Annotated in this window: 22 protein-coding genes; 1 reads left to right on the top strand and 21 read right to left on the bottom strand. The window is 30.5% G+C overall.

The genetic code is table 11. The features are described 5' to 3' along the window. Positions 1-2 precede the first annotated feature (2 nt). From KDK92_RS15335 to KDK92_RS15290, 10 genes are all read right to left on the bottom strand, one after another. Entirely contained in the window at positions 3-806 is an 804-nt protein-coding gene (locus tag KDK92_RS15335; RefSeq protein WP_250860212.1) for a phosphatidate cytidylyltransferase, read from the bottom strand. A gap of 12 nt (positions 807-818) precedes the next feature. Beyond that, entirely contained in the window at positions 819-1565 is a 747-nt protein-coding gene (locus tag KDK92_RS15330; RefSeq protein WP_250860211.1) for an isoprenyl transferase, read from the bottom strand. A gap of 124 nt (positions 1566-1689) precedes the next feature. Beyond that, positions 1690-2247 (bottom strand): ribosome recycling factor, encoded by a 558-nt coding sequence (gene frr, locus KDK92_RS15325; RefSeq protein ID WP_250860210.1) that lies wholly within the window; start codon positions 2245-2247, stop codon positions 1690-1692. A 15-nt stretch (positions 2248-2262) separates the two neighbouring features. Next, entirely contained in the window at positions 2263-2970 is a 708-nt protein-coding gene (pyrH, locus tag KDK92_RS15320) for a UMP kinase (protein WP_250860209.1), read from the bottom strand. 78 nt (positions 2971-3048) lie between these two features. Continuing rightward, a complete protein-coding gene (tsf, locus tag KDK92_RS15315; RefSeq protein WP_250860207.1) occupies positions 3049-3969 on the bottom strand; it encodes a translation elongation factor Ts in 921 nt (306 codons plus the stop codon). Between the two features lie 42 nt (positions 3970-4011). Beyond that, entirely contained in the window at positions 4012-4713 is a 702-nt protein-coding gene (gene rpsB / locus KDK92_RS15310; RefSeq protein WP_250860205.1) for a 30S ribosomal protein S2, read from the bottom strand. Positions 4714-5084: 371 nt separating this feature from the next. After that, positions 5085-5861 carry a GTP-sensing pleiotropic transcriptional regulator CodY gene (gene codY / locus KDK92_RS15305; protein WP_250860547.1) on the bottom strand — a complete coding sequence of 259 codons (777 nt, stop codon included), beginning with the start codon at positions 5859-5861 and terminating at the stop codon, positions 5085-5087. 179 nt (positions 5862-6040) lie between these two features. Further along, complete coding sequence (topA, locus tag KDK92_RS15300) at positions 6041-8116, bottom strand: type I DNA topoisomerase (protein WP_250860204.1); 2076 nt, start codon at positions 8114-8116, stop codon at positions 6041-6043. A gap of 119 nt (positions 8117-8235) precedes the next feature. Further along, complete coding sequence (gene dprA / locus KDK92_RS15295) at positions 8236-9327, bottom strand: DNA-processing protein DprA (protein WP_250860203.1); 1092 nt, start codon at positions 9325-9327, stop codon at positions 8236-8238. Positions 9328-9337: 10 nt separating this feature from the next. Further along, the gene (locus tag KDK92_RS15290; RefSeq protein WP_250860202.1) at positions 9338-10855 is read right to left on the bottom strand and encodes a YifB family Mg chelatase-like AAA ATPase; all 1518 of its coding nucleotides are present in this window, start codon (positions 10853-10855) and stop codon (positions 9338-9340) included. Between the two features lie 303 nt (positions 10856-11158). Between KDK92_RS15290 and KDK92_RS15285 the strand changes: the two genes are divergently transcribed. Then, entirely contained in the window at positions 11159-11518 is a 360-nt protein-coding gene (locus KDK92_RS15285) for a YraN family protein (RefSeq protein ID WP_250860201.1), read from the top strand. Between the two features lie 357 nt (positions 11519-11875). Here KDK92_RS15285 and KDK92_RS15280 read toward each other — a convergent pair whose 3' ends face one another. The 11 genes from KDK92_RS15280 to smc form a co-directional block, all read right to left on the bottom strand. Then, a complete protein-coding gene (locus KDK92_RS15280; protein WP_250860546.1) occupies positions 11876-12694 on the bottom strand; it encodes a ribonuclease HII in 819 nt (272 codons plus the stop codon). 4 nt (positions 12695-12698) lie between these two features. Continuing rightward, entirely contained in the window at positions 12699-13571 is an 873-nt protein-coding gene (gene ylqF / locus KDK92_RS15275; protein ID WP_250860200.1) for a ribosome biogenesis GTPase YlqF, read from the bottom strand. A gap of 268 nt (positions 13572-13839) precedes the next feature. After that, positions 13840-14193 (bottom strand): 50S ribosomal protein L19, encoded by a 354-nt coding sequence (gene rplS, locus KDK92_RS15270; RefSeq protein ID WP_250860199.1) that lies wholly within the window; start codon positions 14191-14193, stop codon positions 13840-13842. A 96-nt stretch (positions 14194-14289) separates the two neighbouring features. Next, positions 14290-15018 carry a tRNA (guanosine(37)-N1)-methyltransferase TrmD gene (gene trmD, locus KDK92_RS15265; protein WP_250860198.1) on the bottom strand — a complete coding sequence of 243 codons (729 nt, stop codon included), beginning with the start codon at positions 15016-15018 and terminating at the stop codon, positions 14290-14292. Further along, the gene (rimM, locus tag KDK92_RS15260; RefSeq protein ID WP_250860197.1) at positions 15015-15518 is read right to left on the bottom strand and encodes a ribosome maturation factor RimM; all 504 of its coding nucleotides are present in this window, start codon (positions 15516-15518) and stop codon (positions 15015-15017) included. The genes trmD and rimM overlap by 4 nt, the downstream gene beginning before the upstream one ends. Before the next feature lie 139 nt (positions 15519-15657). Further along, the gene (locus tag KDK92_RS15255; RefSeq protein ID WP_250860196.1) at positions 15658-15885 is read right to left on the bottom strand and encodes a KH domain-containing protein; all 228 of its coding nucleotides are present in this window, start codon (positions 15883-15885) and stop codon (positions 15658-15660) included. 29 nt (positions 15886-15914) lie between these two features. After that, positions 15915-16160 (bottom strand): 30S ribosomal protein S16, encoded by a 246-nt coding sequence (rpsP, locus tag KDK92_RS15250; protein WP_250860195.1) that lies wholly within the window; start codon positions 16158-16160, stop codon positions 15915-15917. A 35-nt stretch (positions 16161-16195) separates the two neighbouring features. Further along, the gene (gene ffh / locus KDK92_RS15245; RefSeq protein ID WP_250860194.1) at positions 16196-17557 is read right to left on the bottom strand and encodes a signal recognition particle protein; all 1362 of its coding nucleotides are present in this window, start codon (positions 17555-17557) and stop codon (positions 16196-16198) included. Between the two features lie 11 nt (positions 17558-17568). Next, the gene (locus tag KDK92_RS15240) at positions 17569-17922 is read right to left on the bottom strand and encodes a putative DNA-binding protein (protein WP_250860193.1); all 354 of its coding nucleotides are present in this window, start codon (positions 17920-17922) and stop codon (positions 17569-17571) included. 92 nt (positions 17923-18014) lie between these two features. Further along, positions 18015-18926: a signal recognition particle-docking protein FtsY gene (gene ftsY / locus KDK92_RS15235; protein WP_250860192.1), complete on the bottom strand. Its 912-nt coding sequence runs from the start codon at positions 18924-18926 to the stop codon at positions 18015-18017. 95 nt (positions 18927-19021) lie between these two features. Continuing rightward, positions 19022-22591 carry a chromosome segregation protein SMC gene (smc, locus tag KDK92_RS15230; protein WP_250860191.1) on the bottom strand — a complete coding sequence of 1190 codons (3570 nt, stop codon included), beginning with the start codon at positions 22589-22591 and terminating at the stop codon, positions 19022-19024. Positions 22592-22688 lie beyond the last annotated feature (97 nt).

The raw sequence follows: 22688 nt of genomic DNA, 5'->3' as shown, positions 1-22688 counted from the left end.
ACCTACATCCCTATTATTATTGATATATAATAATATACTACAGCAGATGCAAAAATTATGCTATCAAATCTATCTAAAATTCCTCCATGTCCTGGAATTAGATTACTAAAATCTTTAATATCCATGTTTCTCTTTATAGACGATGCTGTTAAATCACCAATCTGATTCAACACCCCACATAATAGACCAATCATTATAAAGTGAAAAAGATTAATATTAATACTAAAGAAATTTATAATTATGTACCCATATATACCTACTGCAATTGTGGATGATAAAAATCCACCTATTGACCCTTCCAAACTCTTATTAGGACTAATTCTAGGTGCAATTTTAATCTTACCTATATTTTTACCTACAAAGTAAGCCATTGTATCACAGCTCCAAGAACTTATGAATATTACCCAAATAAGGTAAACACCATTCTCTTTTGCCCCTATTAAATATATTAAACTTATCAAGGCAGAGACATATAATATACCAAATAGTGTCACAGCAGAATCAACAATAGTACGCTTTTCATATAACATAGGTAAAACTAGTAATACCATAACTACTGACATCACAAGAAACCCTAAAAATACTGGTTCAATACTCTTACCTAAATAATAGTAATAAAATATTGTTGAAACATACCCTATTATCCCAAATGGATTCATATTCTTTTTTCTTAAAGCATTGTAAAATTCATTTAGCCCCATTAAAGACATTATCATCAAGCCATATCTTAAAAAATTTCCACCCAATACTATTATTAATAATGTTGGAATTAAATATATAACTGCTCCAATATATCTTTTATTCATAATAAACACTCCTTATTTCACTCCACCAAATCTTCTATCTCTTCCTTCAAAGGTTTTTAATGCTAAGTACAGATCATCTTTATTAAAATCAGGCCAAAGAACATCTGTAAAATAAAATTCCGAAAATGCCAATTGCCATATAAGAAAATTACTTAGTCTTTCTTCACCACTAGTCCTTATCATTAATTCTGGATCTGGTATTCCTTTAGTATATAAATTATTACTAATCATATCTTCATTTAACTCTTCAAGAGTGAATTTCCCTTTTTCATAATCTTTCAGAATATTTTTAAAAGAGAAAAGAACCTCATCTCTTCCACCATAATTCAATGCCAAATTAAGAGTTAATCCAGTATTATTCTTTGTTAAATTTTTAGCTTTTATTAATTCTTCTTGACATATTTTAGGAAATTCCGTTATATTTCCAATATAATTGATTACAACATTATTCTTATTTAATTCTTCAAACTCACCTTTTAAGTACTGAACAAGCAATTTCATTAATCCATTAACTTCATCTTGAGGTCTTTTCCAATTTTCTGTTGAAAAAGCATAAAGAGTCAAATATTTAATCCCAATTTTACTACATTCCTTCACAATTCCTCTTATTGCTTCAACCCCAGCTTTATGTCCTAAAGTTCTAGGTAATCCTCGTTTCTTTGCCCATCTTCCATTTCCATCCATAATAATAGCAATATGAGATGGTATTGTAGCAAATTCAGGATTGACTTCTTTTCGTTTTTTGTTAAAAATACCCAAATATATCACCTTTTTTCATTTTTTTTCTCAAAATTCAATTAATTCTTCTATTAAAAACTTAATTCTTTATATAACTAACAAACTCAGAAACCCTTTAAAAGCTTCTGAGTTTGCAGTCTATAGATTATACTTTCAAAACTTCCTCTTCTTTAGCAGAAACTAAACTTTCTATTTCCTTTACAAACTTATCTATTTCTTTTTGAATATCCTTTTCAACATCTTTAGCATCATCTTCTGTTATTTCATTTTCTTTCTTTAATGTTTTAAGCTTGTTAAGTGCATCATGTCTTACTGATCTTAATGCAACTTTTGAATCTTCACCAGTTTTTTTAATTGCTTTAACTAAATTTTTTCTTGTTTCTTCTGTTAATTCCGCTACCAATAACCTTATAACATTACCATCATTATTAGGATTTAATCCTAAATCCGATTTAAGTATTGCTTTTTCAATATCTTTTAAAGCACTCTTGTCATAAGGAGTTATTAGTAAAATCCTTGGCTCTGGAACAGAAATATTTGCTAGTTGACTAAGTGGAGTCATACTACCATAATATTCAGCTTCAATTTTATCTAACATCTTAGGATTAGCTCTTCCTGCTTTCATAGATCCTAGTTCATCATTAAGTACTTTAATTGTCTTTGTCATTCTAGTATTCATATTACTCATAATTTCTTTTATCATAAATACACCCCCGTATTATTTTACTAAAGTTCCGATTTGCTCACCTTGAACAGCCAATTTAATATTATCTGGTTTTTCTAGTGCGAAAACTAGAATAGGAATTTCATTATCCATACAAAGTGATGTAGCTGTTGAATCCATAACTTGCAAACCTTTTTCTAATACTTCTATGTATCTTAAAGAATCAAATTTCTTCGCATCATCATACTTGTTAGGATCTTTATCATAAACTCCATCAACATTTTTAGCTAATAATATTATATCAGCTTCTATTTCAGCTGCTCTTAATGCGGCTGCCGTATCAGTGGAGAAATAAGGATTTCCTGTGCCTGAAGCAAAGATCACAACTCTTCCCTTTTCCAAGTGTCTCATAGCTCTTCTTCTTATAAATGGCTCAGCTACTTCTCTCATCTCAATAGCAGTTTGAACCCTAGTTTGAACTCCCATACTTTCAAGGGAATCTTGCATAGCAAGAGCATTAATACATGTTGCCATCATTCCCATATAATCAGCAGTTGTTCTATCCATATCACTTCCATTTCTGCCTCTCCATATGTTTCCAGCGCCAATCACAATACCACATTCAATTCCCATTTCAGCTATTTCTTTAATTTGCTCTGATATGCTTTTAACTATATCAAAATCTATACCATAACCTTTAGGTCCTGATAATGCTTCACCTGATAATTTCAACATGACTCTTTTATATTTTCCATTGTTCATATTAATATTATACCTCCAATTGTCAATAATTACTAATTATTTTAAAAAAAAAGAACACGCTAGTGTTCTTTTTTTCATTTACTTGCTAAGCTGTCTTTGAACTTCTTCAGCAAAATTTTCTTCTTTTTTCTCAATACCTTCGCCTTTTTCAAATCTTACAAATGCTTTAACACTAATTTCAGCACCTAATTTCTTACCTTCTTCTTCAAGAAGTTTTGAAATAGTAAGATCTCCATTTTTAACCCAAAGCTGATCAACTAAGCATACCTCTTTAAGGTATTTATTAATTCTACCTTCAACCATTTTATCAACGATTTTTTCTGGTTTACCTTCGTTAAGAGCCTGAACTCTATAGATTTCTCTCTCTTTTTCAAGGTTTTCTTGATCAACAGAGTTTCTATCTAAGTATAATGGGTTTGAAGCAGCAACTTGCATAGCTAACTCTTTAGCTAATGCTTTTACTTCTTCAACTTTATCAGTATTACTCTCTAATTCAACAATAACACCGATTTTTCCACCACCGTGAATGTAACTATTAATTGCTCCATTTTCAACGCTTAACTTCTTGAATCTTCTTAGATCCATGTTTTCGCCTAATTTAGCAATTAAAGCTGTTAATGCATCAGCAACAGTCATATTCTCATCAGCTATATATTTCGCAGCTTTTAATGCGTCTATATCAGTATACTCATTTAAAGCTACTTGTTTAGCTATGTTTTCAGCAAAAACTATAAATGCTTCATTAGCTGAAACGAAATCAGTTTCACAGTTTACTTCAACAATTGAAGCTTTCTTTCCATCTTCAGTAATAAAAGTTTTAACTATTCCTTCAGCAGCAACTCTTCCTGCCTTTTTAGCAGCAGCAGCTAAACCTTTTTCTCTTAAAATCTCAACTGCTCTTTCTATGTTACCTTCACATTCAGTAAGAGCTTTTTTGCAGTTCATCATTCCTGCACCAGTACGCTCTCTTAGTTCTTTTACCATACTAGCAGTAATCATATTTATTCCTCCATTTCATTAAGTGGCTTATTATTTAGCTTATTATTCAGCTAATTGTTCACCTTGCTTACCTTCTAAAATAGCCTCAGCCATTTTTGAAGAGATAAGTTTTACAGCTCTGATTGCATCATCATTACCTGGAATAACATAATCAATTGGATCTGGATCACAGTTTGTGTCAACTAAAGATACAACTGGGATTCCTAATATTTTAGCTTCTAAAACAGCATTTTTTTCTTTTCTTGGGTCAACAACGAACATTGCACCAATTTTAGAAACATCCATATTTCTTATTCCACCTAAGTTCTTCTCAAGCTTTTCTCTTTCAAGCTTTAACTGAGAAACTTCTTTCTTTGGTAGAACATCGAAGATTCCTTCGTCTTCCATTCTGTCAAGTTCATCTAATCTACCGATTCTCTTCTTGATAGTTTTAAAGTTAGTTAACATTCCACCTAACCATCTATTTTGAACAAAATGCATTCCTGCTTTAGTAGCTTCACTAGCAACAGCCTCTTGAGCTTGCTTCTTAGTTCCAACAAATAATACTTCTTTTCCTTCAGCTACTACAGATCTTATGAAATCATAAGCTACCTCTGTTTGCTTAGCTGTTTTCTGAAGATCAATGATATAGATACCATTTCTCTCTGTAAAAATATACGGAGCCATCTTAGGGTTCCATCTTCTTGTTTGGTGTCCGAAATGTACACCAGCTTCTAATAATTGTTTCATAGAAATAACTGCCATTTTAAATCCTCCTCAGGTTTCACCTCCACACTTTTCACCTCACGTAAAACTTCGCCACGAAGCACCTTCACATGAATCAAAGTGTGTGTGTATTTTTTTTTACCCTATTGAGTATACCATAAGCTCTTTTGTACTTCAACAAAAATTTCGCTTTTTTGTACCATATTATAGTTTTATTTATTATATTAAACCATTTTCATGCTTTTTATTATTTAATTCATTGTTTTGATAGAATATTAACAGACTTACTTTCACAAACGAAGCTTATGTTCACTTGGATATACAAATGTTTAATAATGTTAAGAAGAAACACTAATTTCTGTTAAATTTCAATTTTTTTAAATAAAAAAAAAGCAGTCAAACTGCTTTTCTTATTTCATCTTGTTAAGTTCTTCAATTAATTTATTATTAAGGATTTTAATATGAGTTCCCTTCATTCCTAATGATCTTGACTCAATTACACCAGCACTCTCAAATTTTCTTAAAGCATTAACTATAACAGATCTTGTTATTCCAACTTTATCAGCAATTTTAGATGCTACTAATAATCCTTCTTCACCCTCTAATTCATTAAAAATATGTTCAACAGCTTCAAGCTCTGAATATGAAAGAGTTCCAATTGCAAGTTGAACAACCGCTTTCTTTCTTGCTTCCTTTTCCATATCTTCATTTTTAGCTCTTAGTATTTCTAAACCAACTATAGTTGCACTATATTCAGAAATTACTAAATCATCTTCATTATATTCCGTAGCAAATTTAGATATAATTAATGTTCCTAATCTTTCTCTGTTTCCCATAATAGGAACAATAGTAGTTTTTAATCCTTCTAAAATACAACTGTCGTCTTCATCAAATACGCATATTTCAGAATTTGTTACATTAGCTCTAGTTTCATGAATACTCAATAACTTAGCATTGTATTCTTCAGGAAATCTCATTTCTTCTAAAATATCAGTCTTCATCTTTTCACATTCAAATCCACTGAAAAGATTATAACCAAGTATCTTACCTTTTCTGCTAGTTACATAAACATTGCTTTCTAATACTTCACTCAATAGTTTACAAATATCCATAAAAGAAACAGGTTCAGCTCCTGATTTTTGCAATATTTTATTTAACATTCTCGTTTTGTCTAATAATGACATTATAATATCCTCCTCGTTAGTATATATATTAATAGTATTGTTCAAAAATTCAAAATTAAATCAAAAAAACTAATCTTGATAATAACGAATCACAGTTAATTATAATATCATACCTTCAATTAATATTCAACATTTTTTTTAAATTTTCGACATCCTTAATACTAGCTTCATTCAATTTACTGTTAATTCATATCTTTTTCAGTATAATCACACTCTTTATTTGGACAACTTAAATGTTCTCCACTCTTTTTTGAATATCTTTTTACCAACAATTCACCACATTGTGGACATGGTTTATTTACTGGTTCATACCAGCTAACATAATTACACTCTGGATAATTACTACATCCGTAAAATGTCTTACCCTTTTTACTTCTTTTCTCAACTATAGTGTTACCACACAATGGACAATTAACATCCAATTCTTTGGTTATAGCCTTTGTATTTTTACATTCGGGATAACCTGGACACGCTAGAAACTCTCCAAATCTTCCTTGTTTTATTACCATATTTCTACCACACTTATCGCACAAGATATCAGTAACTTTATCTTCAATAGTAATTTTAGCTATTTCTTTTTCTGCTATTTCTATAGCTTCTTTTAGCGGTTCATAAAGAGTAGCCACGGTTTTTCTCCACTCTGCTGTTCCTTCTTCAATACTATCAAGCTTACTCTCAAGTTCTGCAGTAAAATCAATATCAACTATAAACTTAAAATACTCACTTACTATATTATTAACTATTTCACCTAATTCTGTAGGTTGAAGTATTTTCTTTTCCCTCTCCACATACTTCCTACCTAATAAAGTAGATATGGTTGGAGCATATGTACTAGGTCTTCCAATACCATTTTCTTCTAATGTTTTAACCAATGATGCTTCCGAAAACTTAGCTGGCGGTTGTGTGAAGTGTTGAATTCCTTCAATATTTTCTACATTAAGAATATCATCTTTAGTTAACTTCGGAAGAAGCTTCTTCTTTTCATCTTCACTAGTAGAATATATCTTAGTAAATCCATCAAATAGTATCACAGATCCTCTTGCCTTTAGTAAGTATTCTCCATTTTTAATATTCACTGTAGTATTATCCATAACACAATTACTCATTTGACTAGCCATAAATCTTTGCCAGATTAAATTATACAATTTATACTCATCTCTACTCAAAGAATCTTTTGCTATTTCTGGAGTTATCTGAACATTACTCGCTCTTATTGCTTCGTGTGCATCTTGTGTATTTTTTTTAGTCTTATATATTCTTTTCTCTTGTGGAATGTATTCATCACCCAAGTTTTCTTTGATGAATTCTAATGCAGCGTCCTGAGCTTCATTTGAAATTCTCACAGAATCTGTTCTCATATAAGTTATCAATCCAACAGTTCCAAATCCCTTTATATCTATTCCTTCATATAGTTTTTGAGCATTTGACATTGTTCTTTTAGTACTATACCCTAATTTTCTGTAGGCTTCTTGTTGTAATGAACTTGTTGTAAATGGAGCAGCTGGTGCTTTTTCTTTTTTTGAAGTTTTTATTTCATCAATGATATATTTTCCTTCATTAAGATTTTTTAAAACTTCATTTGTTTCCTTTTCATCATTTAATTCAATTTTCTTTCCATTTTTCTGGGCTAATTTTATTTGAAAACTATCCTTCTTTTTATCTTTGTAAACCGCACCTTCGATTGTCCAATATTCTTTAGGTTCGAATGCCTTGATTTCTTCGTCTCTATCACATATGATTTTCAAAGCTGCCGATTGTACTCTACCAGCACTTAGTCCCCACTTGATTTTTCTCCAAAGTATTGGACTTATCTCATATCCAACAAGTCTATCTAATATTCTTCTAGCTTGTTGTGCATTAACTACATTTTCTCTTATTTCTCTAGGATTTTTAATTGCATTTTTAACTGCTGTTTTTGTAACCTCGTTAAATTCTATTCTTATTTTTTCATTTTCGTCAATTTTAAGAGCCTTAGCTAAATGCCAAGAAATAGCTTCACCTTCTCTATCAGGGTCGGTAGCCAGATAGACTTTATCACTTTTCTTAGCTGCTTTTCTTAAAGTGCTTAACACATCACCTTTTCCTCTTATGGTTATGTATTTTGGTTCAAAATCATTTTCTATATCAACACCCAACTGACTCTTTGGCAAATCCCTAACGTGCCCCATTGTTGCTTCAACTACAAAATTCTTTCCTAAATATTTCTTAATAGTTTTAGCTTTTGCTGGTGACTCAACTATAACTAGTTTTTGTCCCATCATAACCCCTCCGATTTCTATATATTATTTTCTCTAAGTTTCTCCTAAATTTTGCAATAGTTAATTCATGAAAACTTTCATAATTTCAAACGTCTAAATTATTGTCAAAAAAATATTAGTTATTTAACCTCATATTTTCTAACATAAAAATTTCCATTTATGCAGCTTATTAAATCATTTATCTGCATTTCAAATAATAAACTATAAAGTACCCTTATGTCAATCTCAGTAATTTTATTTATTTCATCAAAGTGCATAGGTATATCAGATAAAATTGAAAAAATCTTAGAACAACTGGATTTTTTTTCATCCTCATCTTTGTCTATAATACACTTTTTTTTATCTATTTTCAATATATCTGTTATATCTGTTATATCATTATATACATATGCCCCCTCACTTATTATTTTATTACACCCTTTAGAACTCTCCGAAAAAACATTTCCTGGAACTGCCATAACATCTCTTCCTTGTTCTAATGCCTGCCCCATGGTAATTAAACTTCCACTTTTGTATCCTGCTTCAACAATTAAAAGCAATCTACTTATCCCACTGATAACTCTATTTCTTTTTGGAAAATTATATCTCATTGGCTTTGTACCTAAAACAAATTCACTTATCAAAGCTCCACCATTTTGAATAATATTTTCAAACATACGTTTATTTGTATATGGATATAAGACATCCAATCCACTTCCCAATACAGCAAATGTAGCCAATTTATTTTTTATAGAATAATAATGACATAAAGAATCTATACCCAAGGCTCCTCCACTTATAGTATTTACATTATATTCTCTTAAATACTTCACTATTCCTTTTATTACTTCTTCACCGTAGTGGGTGCACTTTCTTGAGCCTACAATTGAAAGATTCTCTTTATCATTTATTGATTCTATTCTCCCTTGATAAAATAAAACATTTGGTGGATCATAAATTTCCTTCAACAATTTTGGATAGTTCCTATCATGAACATCCATTGAAGAAACATTCATTTTTAGAGATTTTATATATATTTCCTCTATTGTCTTAAAATCATTCTTTTTCTTGCATGGGTATTTTAATTCAAAGTATTTGATTATCCTTTTACAATCATTCAAAGTCATTTTATTAAAATTTTCTTCTTTAAGAGTATCATTTAATATTTCTTTCTTTATACTATGATTTAATCCAGTCATACTTAACCATGTATGAAAAAACAATTTTTCCATTCTTTTCACCTCACCACATTATACTGTTAATACCTTGCCTATAACTGATTGCCTCTGATATATGACTATCTCCTATTTCTTTACTTCCTTCTAAATCAGCAATAGTTCTAGCTACTTTCAAAATTTTAATAAATCCTCTATTAGTAATTCTTAATTTTTTGCACACATCACATAAGTATTCTATTATTTCATCAGAAACCACATCATATTCTTTTAATACTTTCAATGATGCACTACTGTTGAATTCTGTATTTTTATATCGCTTATTTTGAACTGTCCAAGCCCTTTTAACTCTTTTCATTATGGCACTTGAAGTTTCTCCTTTCACTGAATTTTCTTGAACTTCTTTCAGTTTATTACTTAAAAAAATTATTATATCGAATCGATCCATTATAGGTCCTGATAATTTTGATCTGTATCTATTGATCTGTGTTAATGTGCATTTGCATTCATTTTTATCATCACCGAAATAACCACATGGACATAAGTTAGATGTAGCGATAAAAATAAAGTCACAGGGATATTCTATATATTTTAAATTTTTATTAATCTGAACCTTCTTATCTTCAATAGGTTGTCTTAATGTTTCTATTTTAGCTCTTTCAAGTTCTAAAAATTCATCAATAAACAAAACACCCTTATGTGCTAATGTTATTTCTCCTGGTGATAAATTTCTCCCTCCGCCTATAAGCCCTAACTTTGTTATGCTATTATGAGGTGCTCTAAAAGGCCGTCTTTTTATTAATCCTTCATTAGACGTCTTTCCTACCGCTGAGTAGATGCTAGTCACTTCCAAGCTTTCTTCATAAGTAAGATTTGGTAATATGGTATAAAACCTACTCGCCATCATGCTTTTCCCACACCCGGGCGGACCTAATATCAGTATGTTATGTTTACCTGCTGCTGCAACTTCTAGTGCTCTTTTACCATATTCATTTCCTATAACCTCACACATATCTACTTCATATTCCATATTAGTACTATATGTAGGTCTGCAACACTCAATCCCTTTCATATCCCTATATTTAACATACATGAAAACCTCTCTTAAACAACTAAAAGGATATATCTCAATTCCCTCAATTGTTAAACATTCTTTCAAATTTCCATGTGGTATTATAAATTTCTTCTCACCAATTTCACTCAAACTCTTAATCAAGGTGAATGCGCCTTTAATACTCCGTAAATTTCCATTTAATGATAGTTCTCCAAATATAATATTACTCTCAAGCCCTTCAATGGAGATACCATATTCTATACATAATAATGCTATTGCAATTGGCAAATCAAATAACGTCCCTTCTTTTCTCACATCAGCTGGCGCTAAGTTCACAGTAATGCGCCCTGATGGGAATTTTAAATTTGAATTTTCAATTGCTGCCCTAACTCTATCTTTTGCTTCTTTAACCTCAGTACTTCCAAGTCCAACAATGTTAAAGGCTGTAAGTCCTTTTGATACTTCTACTTCTACCTGAATTCGCTGACCACCAATTCCCTCAATACAAACACTTTTCACACTTAATGCCATATAATTCCTCCTAAGGCACATTTGGATAAATGACTATTCATAGGTCTATAGTGTATACTCCTTCCTCAGAAACCACTGATAGAGCAGCTATCAGTGAACATAACTCATCGTCTGAAGCTAAATATCCACCACCTCTTTGACTTGTTATTTATTTTCATATGCCTAATTATGATTTCAATCATAATTATTGACAATAAGTTTATTTTTATAATCGTTTTTTGAAACATATGTTTTTATAATTTGGTTTTGTCAATACTCTTAATATAAACAAATAACAGAGAACAGAGAAGAAGGGAACTTAAAATGAAATCTTATAAAAAAACTTTCGGGAGTATGAATGAGAATATTGTTAGTTCATATCTTAAATCGAACAATTACACAATAATAGAGACTAATTATAGACACAATCTAGGTGAGATTGATATTATTGCTAAGGATAAATTGAATGAGTGTATATGTTTTATAGAAGTAAAAAGTAAGTTTATTGATAATTTTGATACCTATCCTCCTGTTACAAAATATCAATTGAATAGAATCAAGCGCTCTGCTTTTGTATATCTTAAAAAATTTTTTCCAAATGAAAATGCTCGTATTGATTTAATAAAAGTTGTTAATAATGGTACTAATTCTTCTATAGATCACATTAAAGATATAACTTGGTAGGGTGAAATTGTTAATTTTTTATTAAATTAAATAAAAGAATTCCTCACCTTGGATAACAGCTACATCAAAACTTCAATGTTCGGGACTGGCACCCTATGGATTTCGATTATCAAATCGCATAAAAATAAAAAACTCCCAAAATAGGAGTCCTTTATTAAAAAAATATTAACATTACACTGTATTATAATATCTTAGGAACATTCAAATAAATAACTAGTCAGTATGCTAGTCTATTTTGTGATCTACTTCATCCTTGGAACCCACTGATAGCGCAACTATCAGCAGAACCCAACTCTTCGCATATCACAAAATATCCGTCGCATCTTTGACTTGTTATTTATTTTCATGTGCCTTAATCTATAAATTAAGAAGATTTTTTATGAATGACTTTCTGTGTATATCTGTATACCCATGTTCTCTTAATGCCTCAATATGTTTCTGAGTTCCATACCCAACATTATTATGAAAATCATATTCTGGATACTTTTCTGAATACTCTTTCATCATTCTATCTCTATAAACTTTTGCTATAATAGATGCACAAGCAATAGCTGCACTCTTGGTATCACCTTTAATTACTGCTTCATTCTCTACGTTAAAATTCTTAATACAATACCCATCACATAAAACTTTTTCCGGCTTAACATTTAGCCCCAGAATTGCATTCTTAAATATTTCATTATTACACCAAGAAATTCCATTATTATCAATAGTCAGATTATCAATTCCTACTATCTTATAATCAACACATTCTTTTATTATCTGATCAAATAACCTTTCTCTTTCACTCTCTTTAATCTTCTTAGAGTCATTTATTCCTAATATCAAGTCATTTGCTTTCAACGAACTGTAATCCAAAACCACAGCTGCTCCAACTATAGGTCCTGCTAATGGCCCCCTACCAACTTCATCAACACCAGCGATAATCAACCCATTATTATGATTTATATCAAATTCATAGAGTTTTTTTACTCTTTCAATCTCATTCTGCAGTTTAGTGATTTCTTTATCACACTTTACTTTTAAAGCTTTTACCGCACTTCGCCCATCTTCAGATAAAATTGAAATTAATTTTTCTACGTTAACTATATCTTTAGATACATACATATGGTCTATTTCTTTTGTTACAACATCTTTTATTTCTTTAACTTTTAGAGCCCCTATGTCTTTAATCATATATTTATGGCTTCTCAATAGAGATTTTGCCAATTTTCCCTCCCCTAAATTCATCTAATAATATAACTGATACTCTATGGTAATTAATCTCATTCTTTTTAAGAAGACAACCTCTTCTTCTTGCTATATCTTCCATTGTTTCCAAAGGATCATCTGATACGTAATCTAATTTATATCTTTCCTTAAGATTCTCTGGATATTCTACAACAAGTCTTTCTAACAATTTATATGTTAAATCTTCGATATTTAGAATTTCATCTTTAATTGCCCCTGTAAAGGCAAGATTTTGCCCAACTATTTCATCTTTGAACTTTGGCCACAACACCCCCGGAGTATCTAATAACTCAATACCTAAAGTTGTCTTTATCCATTGATTTGATCTAGTTACCCCTGGTTTATCTCCAGTCTTAGCTCTTTTTCCATTAGCCATTCTATTAATGAATGAAGACTTACCTACATTTGGTATACCTACAACCATTGCTCTTGTAACAAAGTTTAATACACCTTTTTTCTCCATTCTCTCTCTTTTATCTTTCATTAATTTATCTATGGCTCTTTTTATATCATTCATGCCATATCCTTTAACGCAATTTGTTAATACAACCTCAACATCATTTTCTTTTAATTTTTCTACCCATTGATTGGTTATTTTATCTTCCGCTAGGTCGTATTTATTTAATAGTATTACCCTTGGCTTACCTTTGCAGATTTTATCAATTTCAGGATTCTTACTAGCTTCAACAATTCTTGCATCCCTAATCTCAATAACAATATCTACAAGTTTTAGTTCTTCTTTAATCTTTCTTTTGGTTTTTGCCATATGCCCAGGATACCAGTTAATATTATCTATTGTATTAACGCTTTCTATTCCATGCATAATTTCTTCACTCCTTATAAAAGTGTATATTTTGATATAAAAAATTAAAAACATTTTTAAAGAAGTTGAGAATGGTGAAATGTCATTTCTTTTCAACTCTCCACTTCTTTTTTAGTGTGCCCTTTTATTATTTATTGTTAGGAATTATACTAACACAGTTTTATACAAACATCAATAATTTTGATATACAAGGTTTAAATGTGCTAATTTCAACCAATATCTTATAATTTCTAAACAATAAAAAAAGGGGCCTAAAGCCCCTCTTAAATTATCTTCTTACAATTTTCTCTTTAACTTTAGCAGCTTTACCTACTCTTTCTCTTAAGTAGAATAACTTAGCTCTTCTTACTTTACCTAATCTTACAACATCAATCTTATCGATGAAAGGTGTGTTAACTGGGAAAGTTCTCTCTACTCCAGTACCATAAGCAACTCTTCTTACTGTGAAAGTTTCTCTAATTCCACCGTTTTGTCTCTTAATTACAGTACCTTCAAAAACTTGAATTCTTTCTTTTTTACCTTCAGTAATTCTTACGTGAACTTTTATTGTATCACCAACGTGAAACTCAGGTAAATCAGTTCTAATTTGTTCTTTTTCAATAGCTCTTATTATATCTTGCATTTGTACAACCTCCTTCTTAAATTTAGACGTTCTATAACAGAATTTCTATCAGAGGACCGCCTGAAATCGCACAAGTATTATATTAACATATAAAATTTAATCTTTCAAGTATTTTTTCTTATTTTTCAACAATTTTATATCATCTTTAGTCAAAATATACTCATCATAAAGATCTTTTCTATATCTTTTGGTTATTTCTAAAGATTTTATTTTTCGCCACTTCTTTATATTATCATGATGACCTGATAATAAAACCTCTGGAACCTTATCACCTTCAAAATCAGCCGGCCTAGTGTATTGTGGGTATTCCAATAACCCATTGTAAAAAGATTCATCCATAAAGCTTTCTTCACTACCTAGCACTCCTGGAATTAATCTACTTATACTATCAACAATTGGTAGGCATGCCATTTCGCCTCCAGTAAGTATAAAGTCACCTAATGAAATTTCTTCATCTATATATTTTCTTGTTCTCTCATCTATACCCTCATAGTGACCACATAGGAATATCAAAGATTCTTCATGAGAAAGTTCTTGAGCTTTCTCATGATTAAATCTTTCCCCTCTAGGTCCTAAAAATATAACTTTACCTTTATTATTCTCTTTTACGTTCTTTATGCAGTCAACAATAGGCTGCGGAGTCATAACCATTCCGGCACCTCCGCCATAAGGATAATCATCTGCTTTTCTATGTTTATTTACTGAGTAATCTCTAATATTTACAATACTTAATTCCAAGCGTCCACTTTCCTGCGCCCTTTTCATGATGCTATGATTAAAAACTTCAAACATCTCGGGAAAAAGTGTTAAAATATCTATCTTCATTCATCCATCCACTCTTTAATAGGCTTTATAATTATCTTTTCTGAAGCAATATCAACACTCAATACAATTTCTTTTAATACTGGAATTAAAACATCTTTCTTTTTGTCATCTTTAACCCAATAAACATCATTACTTCCCGTACTTATTACATCATATATTTGCCCTAACTGAAGACCATTTTCATCAAATACCATACACCCAATTAGGTCAGCTACATAATATTCACCTTCTTCAAGTTGCACAGCCTCTTCTCTATTAACAGAAATATACTTATCTCTAAGTACTACAGTGTCTTCAATTTTGTTGAAACCTTCTAGTTTCAAAATAGCTTTAGTACTTTGAAGCTTCACACCTTCAACTACAACTTCTTTACCGTCAATTAAAACAGTCTTAAGCTTTTTGAATCTCTTAAGATCGTCAGTAAGTGGCATTACCTTCACCTCACCTCTAATACCATGAGCTTTCGTTATCATACCAATTACTAAAGTTTCATTCTTCATACCACACCTCAACCTTGTTTAAATTTTAATATAAAAATATATATTTATATACGTTAATGTACTTAAATTGTATATGTACAATATTATTTGCAAATTATATACTTATTTATACAAAATAAGAGTTAGGAAACCCTAACTCTTAAATTATTTCAACTACTACTCTCTTATTCTCTTTGATAGCGCAAGCTTTAACAACAGTTCTAATAGCCTTAGCTATTCTTCCTTGCTTACCTATTACTTTACCCATATCATCTTGAGCAACTTTTAACTCAAGAATTATGGATTGTTCACCAGAAATTTCATTAACTTGAACCATCTCTGGATTATCTACAAGAGATTTGGCTATTACCTCTAGCAATTCTTTCATCGAGATACGCCTCCATTCAACATTATATACTATTTGTTGATTCCTACTATGTTAAATAATTTCTTAACAGTTTCTGTTGGTTGTGCACCATTGCTTAACCACTTAGCTGCTTTTTCTTCATCAATTTTGATAGTTTTAGGTTCTGTTAGTGGGTTATAGTACCCGATCTCTTCGATGTTTCTTCCATCTCTAGGAGCTCTTGAATCTGCAACTACTACTCTATAGAAAGGAGCTTTCTTAGCACCTATTCTTTTTAGTCTGATTTTAACCGCCATTATATTCACCTCCTTAAATTCTTCATTTGTTTATATTAAAATGGGAATTTCCCAAATAAACCTTTTGACGCTTTCTTTCCAACACCTTTGCTCATTCCTTTAAACTGCTTCATCATTTTCTTTGATTGTTCGTATCCTTTTAGCAGTTTGTTAATTGCAGCGACATTTACACCTGAACCTCTTGCAATTCTCTTTTTTCTCGATGATGAGTTCTTAATAAGACTTGGATTTCTTCTTTCAGCAACAGTCATTGAATTAATCATTGCCTCAACTCGATTCATTTCTTTTTCAGAAGCTTCCATATCTAAATCACCCATCATTGATTTATTAGCACCAGGAACCATTTCCATGATTTTCCCTAAAGGTCCTAATTTTTTCATCTGTTTCATGGCAGAAAGGTAATCCTCAAAATTGAATTCTTCATTCATCATTCTGTTAGATAATTCCTCTGCTTCTTTCTCATCAATTGCACTTTGTGCTTTTTCAATAAGAGACAATACATCTCCCATTCCTAGAATTCTTGAAGCCATTCTATCTGGATGGAACACCTCTAAGTCATTAAGTTTTTCTCCTATTCCTGCAAACTTAATTGGTTTTCCAGTCATTGCTTTGATTGATAATGCAGCTCCTCCACGAGTATCACCATCAAGTTTTGTAAGTACAACACCATCAATGTTTAATAACTCATCAAATGTAGTAGCTACATTTACTGCATCTTGCCCAGTCATAGAATCTACAACAAGTAAAATTTCATCTGGCTCCACACATTCTTTTACATCCTTAAGCTCTTGCATTAATTCTTCATCAATATGAAGTCTTCCAGCTGTATCTATAATAACAACATTATTGTCATTTGCTTTTGCATGTTCTATTCCTGCTTTTGCGATATCTACAGGATTCACTTTATCACCCATACTAAATACAGGAACATCTATAGATTTCCCTACAACTTGCAATTGTTTAATCGCAGCTGGTCTATATATATCACAAGCAACAAGTAAAGGTCTTTTATTATTCTTTCTAAGATGCGTAGCGAGCTTACCGCCCATTGTTGTTTTACCTGCACCCTGCAAACCTACTAGCATTATAACTGAAATGCCATTTGCTTTCAAATTAATTTCTTTACTCTCATCACCCATTAAAGAAGAAAGTTCATCATTAACAATCTTGACTACCTGTTGCCCAGGTGTCAGACTTTCCATTACTTCACTTCCGGTGCATTTTTCGCCAACAGTCTTAACAAAGTTTTTTACCACTTTGAAATTAACATCCGCTTCCAAAAGCGCTAGTTTAACTTCCCTCATGGCCATTTTTATATCTTTTTCAGTTAATTTTCCTTTACCCTTAAGCTTTTTCATAGCTTCTTGTAATTTTGACGCTAATCCTTCAAATGCCATATAGGAACCTCCTAATAAATTTCATTTAAGAATTTCAACACATCATTCAAACAATCCAGCAACTTTTCTCTGTTAATCTCATCATCACTAGTAACATTCTCTATACTATCAATTACTTTAACAGTCAATTTGTCCATCGATAACTTTTTATTAAGATGAGATAATTTAGATTCATAATCATATAAGATTTTTTCACTTCTCTTTATTAGATCATGAACTGCTTGACGACTTTTCCCTGTGTTTTCTGCAATTTCCGCTAATGATAAATCAGCATTATAATACAATTCTATCACATTCTTTTGGTTTTCTGTTAATAAAGCACCATAGCAATCCAACAGAAACGAAATCTCAAATCTCTTATCCATAATTATCACCACACTTAATAACCTGACAACGATATTAATAATAACAGATTAAAATGTTGCTGTCAAGTATTTTTACTTAACACCTTATTTTTTTAATCAAAAAGTGCGTTAACAAATTCTGATGCATCAAATTCTTGTAAATCTTCTATCCCTTCTCCAACTCCAATATACTTTACAGGAATATTCAAAGTATTTTTTATTGATATAACTATACCACCTTTGGCAGTACCATCTAACTTCGTAAGTATTATACCATCAATTTTGCTAGTTTCCATAAATTCTTTTGCCTGCGAAACGGCATTTTGACCTGTTGTTGCATCTAACACAAGATATGTTTCTTTTTGCGCTCCAATAAATTCACTTTCAACAATTTTGTTAATCTTAGCTAATTCCTTCATAAGATTCTTTTTATTATGCAACCTTCCAGCTGTATCACATATTAATATATCAGAGCCTCTTGATTTCCCAGCAGAAATAGCGTCAAATATAACCGCACCAGGATCTGCCCCTTCTTTATGTTTAACTAAATCTACTTCTGCTCTGTTTGCCCATACTTCTAATTGATCAATTGCAGCTGCTCTAAATGTATCTCCCGCTGCTAGAAGAACTTTTTTTCCACTTTCTTTATATCTACTTGCAATCTTTCCAATTGAAGTAGTTTTCCCAGCACCATTAATACCAATAATTAAAAGTACCTTCGGAAATTCCTCTTCAATTTCCACTGTATCTTCTTCAAGCATCTCTATAATAACTCTTCTTAAACAGGGTTTTACTTCTGAAGGTTCATTAACCTTCTCTTCTTTAATTTTCTTTTTCAGTCTATCAATGATATCTACAGTAGTATCAAAACCAATATCCGCCATAACCAAGATTTCTTCAAGTTCTTCGTAAAGATCATCATCAATTGTCACGGCAATTTTTAATACCTCATTAACCTTATCAGTAATAGAATCCCTTGTTTTTTCTAAACCACTTTTAAGTTTACCAAATAATTTTCCAAACATATTTTTCCTCCAAACTATACTGAGATTCCAACTCAAATATTAATTTATACATAGGTTTAAAGTGTATGTATAAATTAATTTTCGTACTGGATCCTCTATACCTGAATTGCATTATTATTTAAATCCATTGACAGTATTTTTGAAACACCCTTCTCTTCCATTGTAACCCCATAAATCACGTCACTCATATGCATAGTTCCTTTTCTATGAGTAATAACAATAAATTGAATGTTTTCAGAGAATTTTTTTAAAAACTCTGCATACCTAAAAACATTAGCGTCATCCAACGCAGCTTCTATTTCATCTAGAATACAAAATGGAGTTGGCTTCATTTTAAGAATAGCAAACAACAGTGCAATAGCAGATAATACTTTTTCTCCACCTGACATTAAAGATATATTTTGAAGCTTTTTCCCTGGTGGTTGAACATTAATTTCAATGTTTGCCTGCAGTTCATCCCCTTCACTAAGTATTAAATCTGCACTTCCACCTTTAAATAGTTCCTTGAATGTTACGTCAAAGTTTTTTCTCATTATTTCAAAATTTTCTTTAAAAAGCGTTCTCATTTCATCTGTCATTTCATCTATTAACTTCAATAACTCATCTTTTGAGTCTATTAAGTCAGCTCTCTGAGTGCTCATAAATTCAAATTTTTCTTTAACCTCTTTATATTCTTCAATAGCACCAAGATTCACTGTACCTAATCTAGATATTTTTTCTTTTAGTACTTTAATTTCTTTTGTTGCTACAGAAATATCAATATCTTCATTTCTAAAATCTTTTGCTTCAGCTAAAGTCAAATCAAAATCTTCATTTAATCTTTGGAAAACATTATCTCTTTCACTCTCTAACTTTGCTTTATTAATTTCAATTTTATTAAGATTTCTATTTATTAGTTCTGCATTCTTCTCTTCGCTCATTAACTCTTCAGAGTATTTCTTAATATATTCTTTAATCTTAATTTTTTTATCTTCGTTTTCTTTAAATGATTCATCAGCTTTAACTAAATATTCTTCTATATTTTTAACATTTTCTTTATCTTCAGTGATTTTTTTAGAACTAATTGCTTTATCCATATATGATTTTTGCACTTCTTTTTCTAAGTCATGCTTTCTCTCATTTATTGAATTAAGTTCAATATTAATCCTATTAATTTCACTTGTTTTATTTGTTATCTTTTGAACAGTTTCAGCTTCAGTAATCCTTATTTCCGTTAGTTCCTTGTCAGCTTTACTTTTTTCTTCTTCCATTAGTGTCTTATCATTTTTTAATTCTTCAATGTTTCTTTCGCTTATTTCAAGCATTTTTGTTAATCCACTATTTTTTTCTTCAAAGCTTGATAATTCATCTTTACGACTAACTATTTCATTAATAATCACATTTAAAGATTCTTTGCCCTGTGAGACTTCTTTAATAAGATTAACTTTTTCTTCTTCAATTCCTTTAATTCTAGTTCTAATTTTAACTCTTTCTAACTCTTCGCTATGAATCCTATCTTTAATATTAAGATTATTCTCATCTAATGCTTCAATATTCTTTTCAAAACTTCCACGACTAAACTTCAAAGCCTCGATTTTTTTTATAAGTTCTTCACTTTGAACATTTAACTCTTCAATTTCTCTTTTTCTACCGATGATAGAATTATTTTTATTATATATACTTCCACCAGTTAAAGATCCCCCTGGATTTATAACTTCTCCATCAAGCGTAACTATTCTAAACCCAAGTCCACCTTTTTTCCCAATAGCCAATCCGTTATCCATGTTATCAGCTATTACAGTTCTCCCAAGAGTATACTCAATTGCATTAGTATACTTCTTATCATAAGATACTAAGTCACTAGCAATACCAATATATCCTTGCATCCCTTTAATATTATTAACAATATTTACTCTTTTACCTTTAACAATATCAATAGGTAAGAATGTGGCTCTCCCAAGTTTCTTATTCTTTAAAGTGTTAATTAATCGTTTTGCAATTATTTCATTCTCAGTTATAACATTAGAAATGGCCCCTCCAAGAGCAATTTCAATTGCAAGTTCATAATTTTTAGGAGTTTTTAATATTTCACCTAGCACCCAACACTTATCTTTATATTCTGGTATAAATTTATGAACCTCTCGCATCAATCTTTGGACAGATTTATTATATCCTTCATATTGTTGCTCAAGATTATTCAATACATTCTTTTTTGCCTCACAAGCATTAAATTCTCTATTTAATACATCGATATTTTTTTCAATTTTTACTTTTTCTTTTTTCTCACACAAGAGCCTCTTATTATTCTCTTCAATATTATTCTTCCAATCTTCAATTTCATTATCAATAGCTTCAGTTTTATTAATAAGTTCCAATTTAGTCTTCTCTTTTATTTTTAAAGACATATCGAAGTTAGATATTTTCTGCGTAATTTCAAGTTTCTTATCACTAAAATCTTTAAGTTCTTTTTCAATTATGAAATAGGTATTTTTCTTACTAAATAATTCTTCTTTAACCTTTTCAACTTCTTGAGTTATTCTAATAATCTTCTTACCTGATAACTCTATCTTAGAAGCTAATTCCAGTATCTTCTTATCAAAATATATTTTATTTTCCTCAATTTTCTCTTTTGTTAGATTCAATTCGCTCAAATCACCTATTTGAATATTCTTTTCATTAGTTATCATATTGAATTTTTCATTAAGAGAAATTATTTCTTTTTCTTCTTTTTCTATTACTTGATCTGCATTTTTAATTCTTTCTTCTAAAAGATTAATTTCACCATTCAACTTTTCATTCAAATTTTTCTGAGAATAATATTTTTGTCTTTCACTTGCATATTCTGTTTCAAATTGTTCAAGTGCTTCCGTCCATGAAGTCAACTCATTTCGAGAGTTTTCCAATACTTTTTTTGAATTAATAAGTTCTTCATTAATTTGAGTTAATAATCCTTCATTTTCCTTACAACTATTTTCATTCTTTTCAAGAGTTGCTAAGATAATATTAACTTCCCTTGTCTTCAATTCTGAACTTAATTCAATGAACTCTTCTGCTTTTTCTTTATCTATCCTCAGTGGTTCAACACGTTCCTCATAAGTAGACAATAAATCATTAATCCTTACAAGATTTTCTTCAGTATTATTCAATCTTCTTTCTGCTTCTTTTTTTCTTGTTTTGTATTTAACAATCCCAGCAGCTTCTTCAAGTAGCTGTCTTCTATCTTCATTATGGCCACTAAGAATTGCATCTATTTTACCTTGCCCAATAATGGAGTACCCTTCTTTACCTATTCCAGTATCCATAAATAATTCTTGTACGTCTTTAAGTCTACATTTTGTGTTATTTATCAAATATTCACTTTCACCAGATCTGTATAATCTTCTAGTAATTTTAACCTGTGAATAATCTATCTGTAGTTTATTATCAGAGTTATCTAGTATTAAAGATACTTGTGCTAGCCCAACAGGTTTTCTGAACTGAGTTCCAGCAAAAATAACATCCTGCATCTTTGCCCCTCTTAAACTTTTTACACTTTGTTCTCCTAGAACCCATCTTACCGCATCTGAAATATTACTTTTCCCACTTCCATTGGGTCCAATAACTGCAGTAACACCTTTTGTAAATTCTAATTCTGTCTTGTCTGCAAATGATTTGAATCCTCTTACTTCAATTGATTTTAAAAACATAAAATTTCACCCACATCAATATTATAATAATGGTACGATAATCGAAAGTACAGTTCCTAAAACAAATATTGATGTAATTCCGATTAATGTATATCTA

Source organism: Oceanirhabdus seepicola, from assembly GCF_023684385.1.
Taxonomy (GTDB): Bacteria; Bacillota; Clostridia; order Clostridiales; family Clostridiaceae; genus Oceanirhabdus; species Oceanirhabdus seepicola.
Note: the sequence above shows the minus strand (reverse complement) of the source record. Positions and strands in the feature narration are given on the sequence as shown.

What these genes read in the sequence shown, in the direction of transcription:
- smc (WP_250860191.1), bottom strand. Translation starts at nt 22,591, where the DNA reads ATGTTTTTAAAATCAATTGAAGTAAGAGGATTCAAATCATTTGCAGAC.
- rimM (WP_250860197.1), bottom strand. Translation starts at nt 15,518, where the DNA reads ATGAAGAATGAAACTTTAGTAATTGGTATGATAACGAAAGCTCATGGT.
- ffh (WP_250860194.1), bottom strand. Translation starts at nt 17,557, where the DNA reads ATGGCATTTGAAGGATTAGCGTCAAAATTACAAGAAGCTATGAAAAAG.
- rpsB (WP_250860205.1), bottom strand. Translation starts at nt 4,713, where the DNA reads ATGGCAGTTATTTCTATGAAACAATTATTAGAAGCTGGTGTACATTTC.
- topA (WP_250860204.1), bottom strand. Translation starts at nt 8,116, where the DNA reads ATGGGACAAAAACTAGTTATAGTTGAGTCACCAGCAAAAGCTAAAACT.
- KDK92_RS15280 (WP_250860546.1), bottom strand. Translation starts at nt 12,694, where the DNA reads ATGATTAAAGACATAGGGGCTCTAAAAGTTAAAGAAATAAAAGATGTT.
- KDK92_RS15285 (WP_250860201.1), top strand. Translation starts at nt 11,159, where the DNA reads ATGAAATCTTATAAAAAAACTTTCGGGAGTATGAATGAGAATATTGTT.
- KDK92_RS15335 (WP_250860212.1), bottom strand. Translation starts at nt 806, where the DNA reads ATGAATAAAAGATATATTGGAGCAGTTATATATTTAATTCCAACATTA.
- tsf (WP_250860207.1), bottom strand. Translation starts at nt 3,969, where the DNA reads ATGATTACTGCTAGTATGGTAAAAGAACTAAGAGAGCGTACTGGTGCA.
- dprA (WP_250860203.1), bottom strand. Translation starts at nt 9,327, where the DNA reads ATGGAAAAATTGTTTTTTCATACATGGTTAAGTATGACTGGATTAAAT.
- rpsP (WP_250860195.1), bottom strand. Translation starts at nt 16,160, where the DNA reads ATGGCGGTTAAAATCAGACTAAAAAGAATAGGTGCTAAGAAAGCTCCT.
- ftsY (WP_250860192.1), bottom strand. Translation starts at nt 18,926, where the DNA reads ATGTTTGGAAAATTATTTGGTAAACTTAAAAGTGGTTTAGAAAAAACA.
- KDK92_RS15255 (WP_250860196.1), bottom strand. Translation starts at nt 15,885, where the DNA reads ATGAAAGAATTGCTAGAGGTAATAGCCAAATCTCTTGTAGATAATCCA.
- rplS (WP_250860199.1), bottom strand. Translation starts at nt 14,193, where the DNA reads ATGCAAGATATAATAAGAGCTATTGAAAAAGAACAAATTAGAACTGAT.
- KDK92_RS15240 (WP_250860193.1), bottom strand. Translation starts at nt 17,922, where the DNA reads ATGGATAAGAGATTTGAGATTTCGTTTCTGTTGGATTGCTATGGTGCT.
- KDK92_RS15290 (WP_250860202.1), bottom strand. Translation starts at nt 10,855, where the DNA reads ATGGCATTAAGTGTGAAAAGTGTTTGTATTGAGGGAATTGGTGGTCAG.
- pyrH (WP_250860209.1), bottom strand. Translation starts at nt 2,970, where the DNA reads ATGAACAATGGAAAATATAAAAGAGTCATGTTGAAATTATCAGGTGAA.
- frr (WP_250860210.1), bottom strand. Translation starts at nt 2,247, where the DNA reads ATGATAAAAGAAATTATGAGTAATATGAATACTAGAATGACAAAGACA.
- trmD (WP_250860198.1), bottom strand. Translation starts at nt 15,018, where the DNA reads ATGAAGATAGATATTTTAACACTTTTTCCCGAGATGTTTGAAGTTTTT.
- ylqF (WP_250860200.1), bottom strand. Translation starts at nt 13,571, where the DNA reads ATGCATGGAATAGAAAGCGTTAATACAATAGATAATATTAACTGGTAT.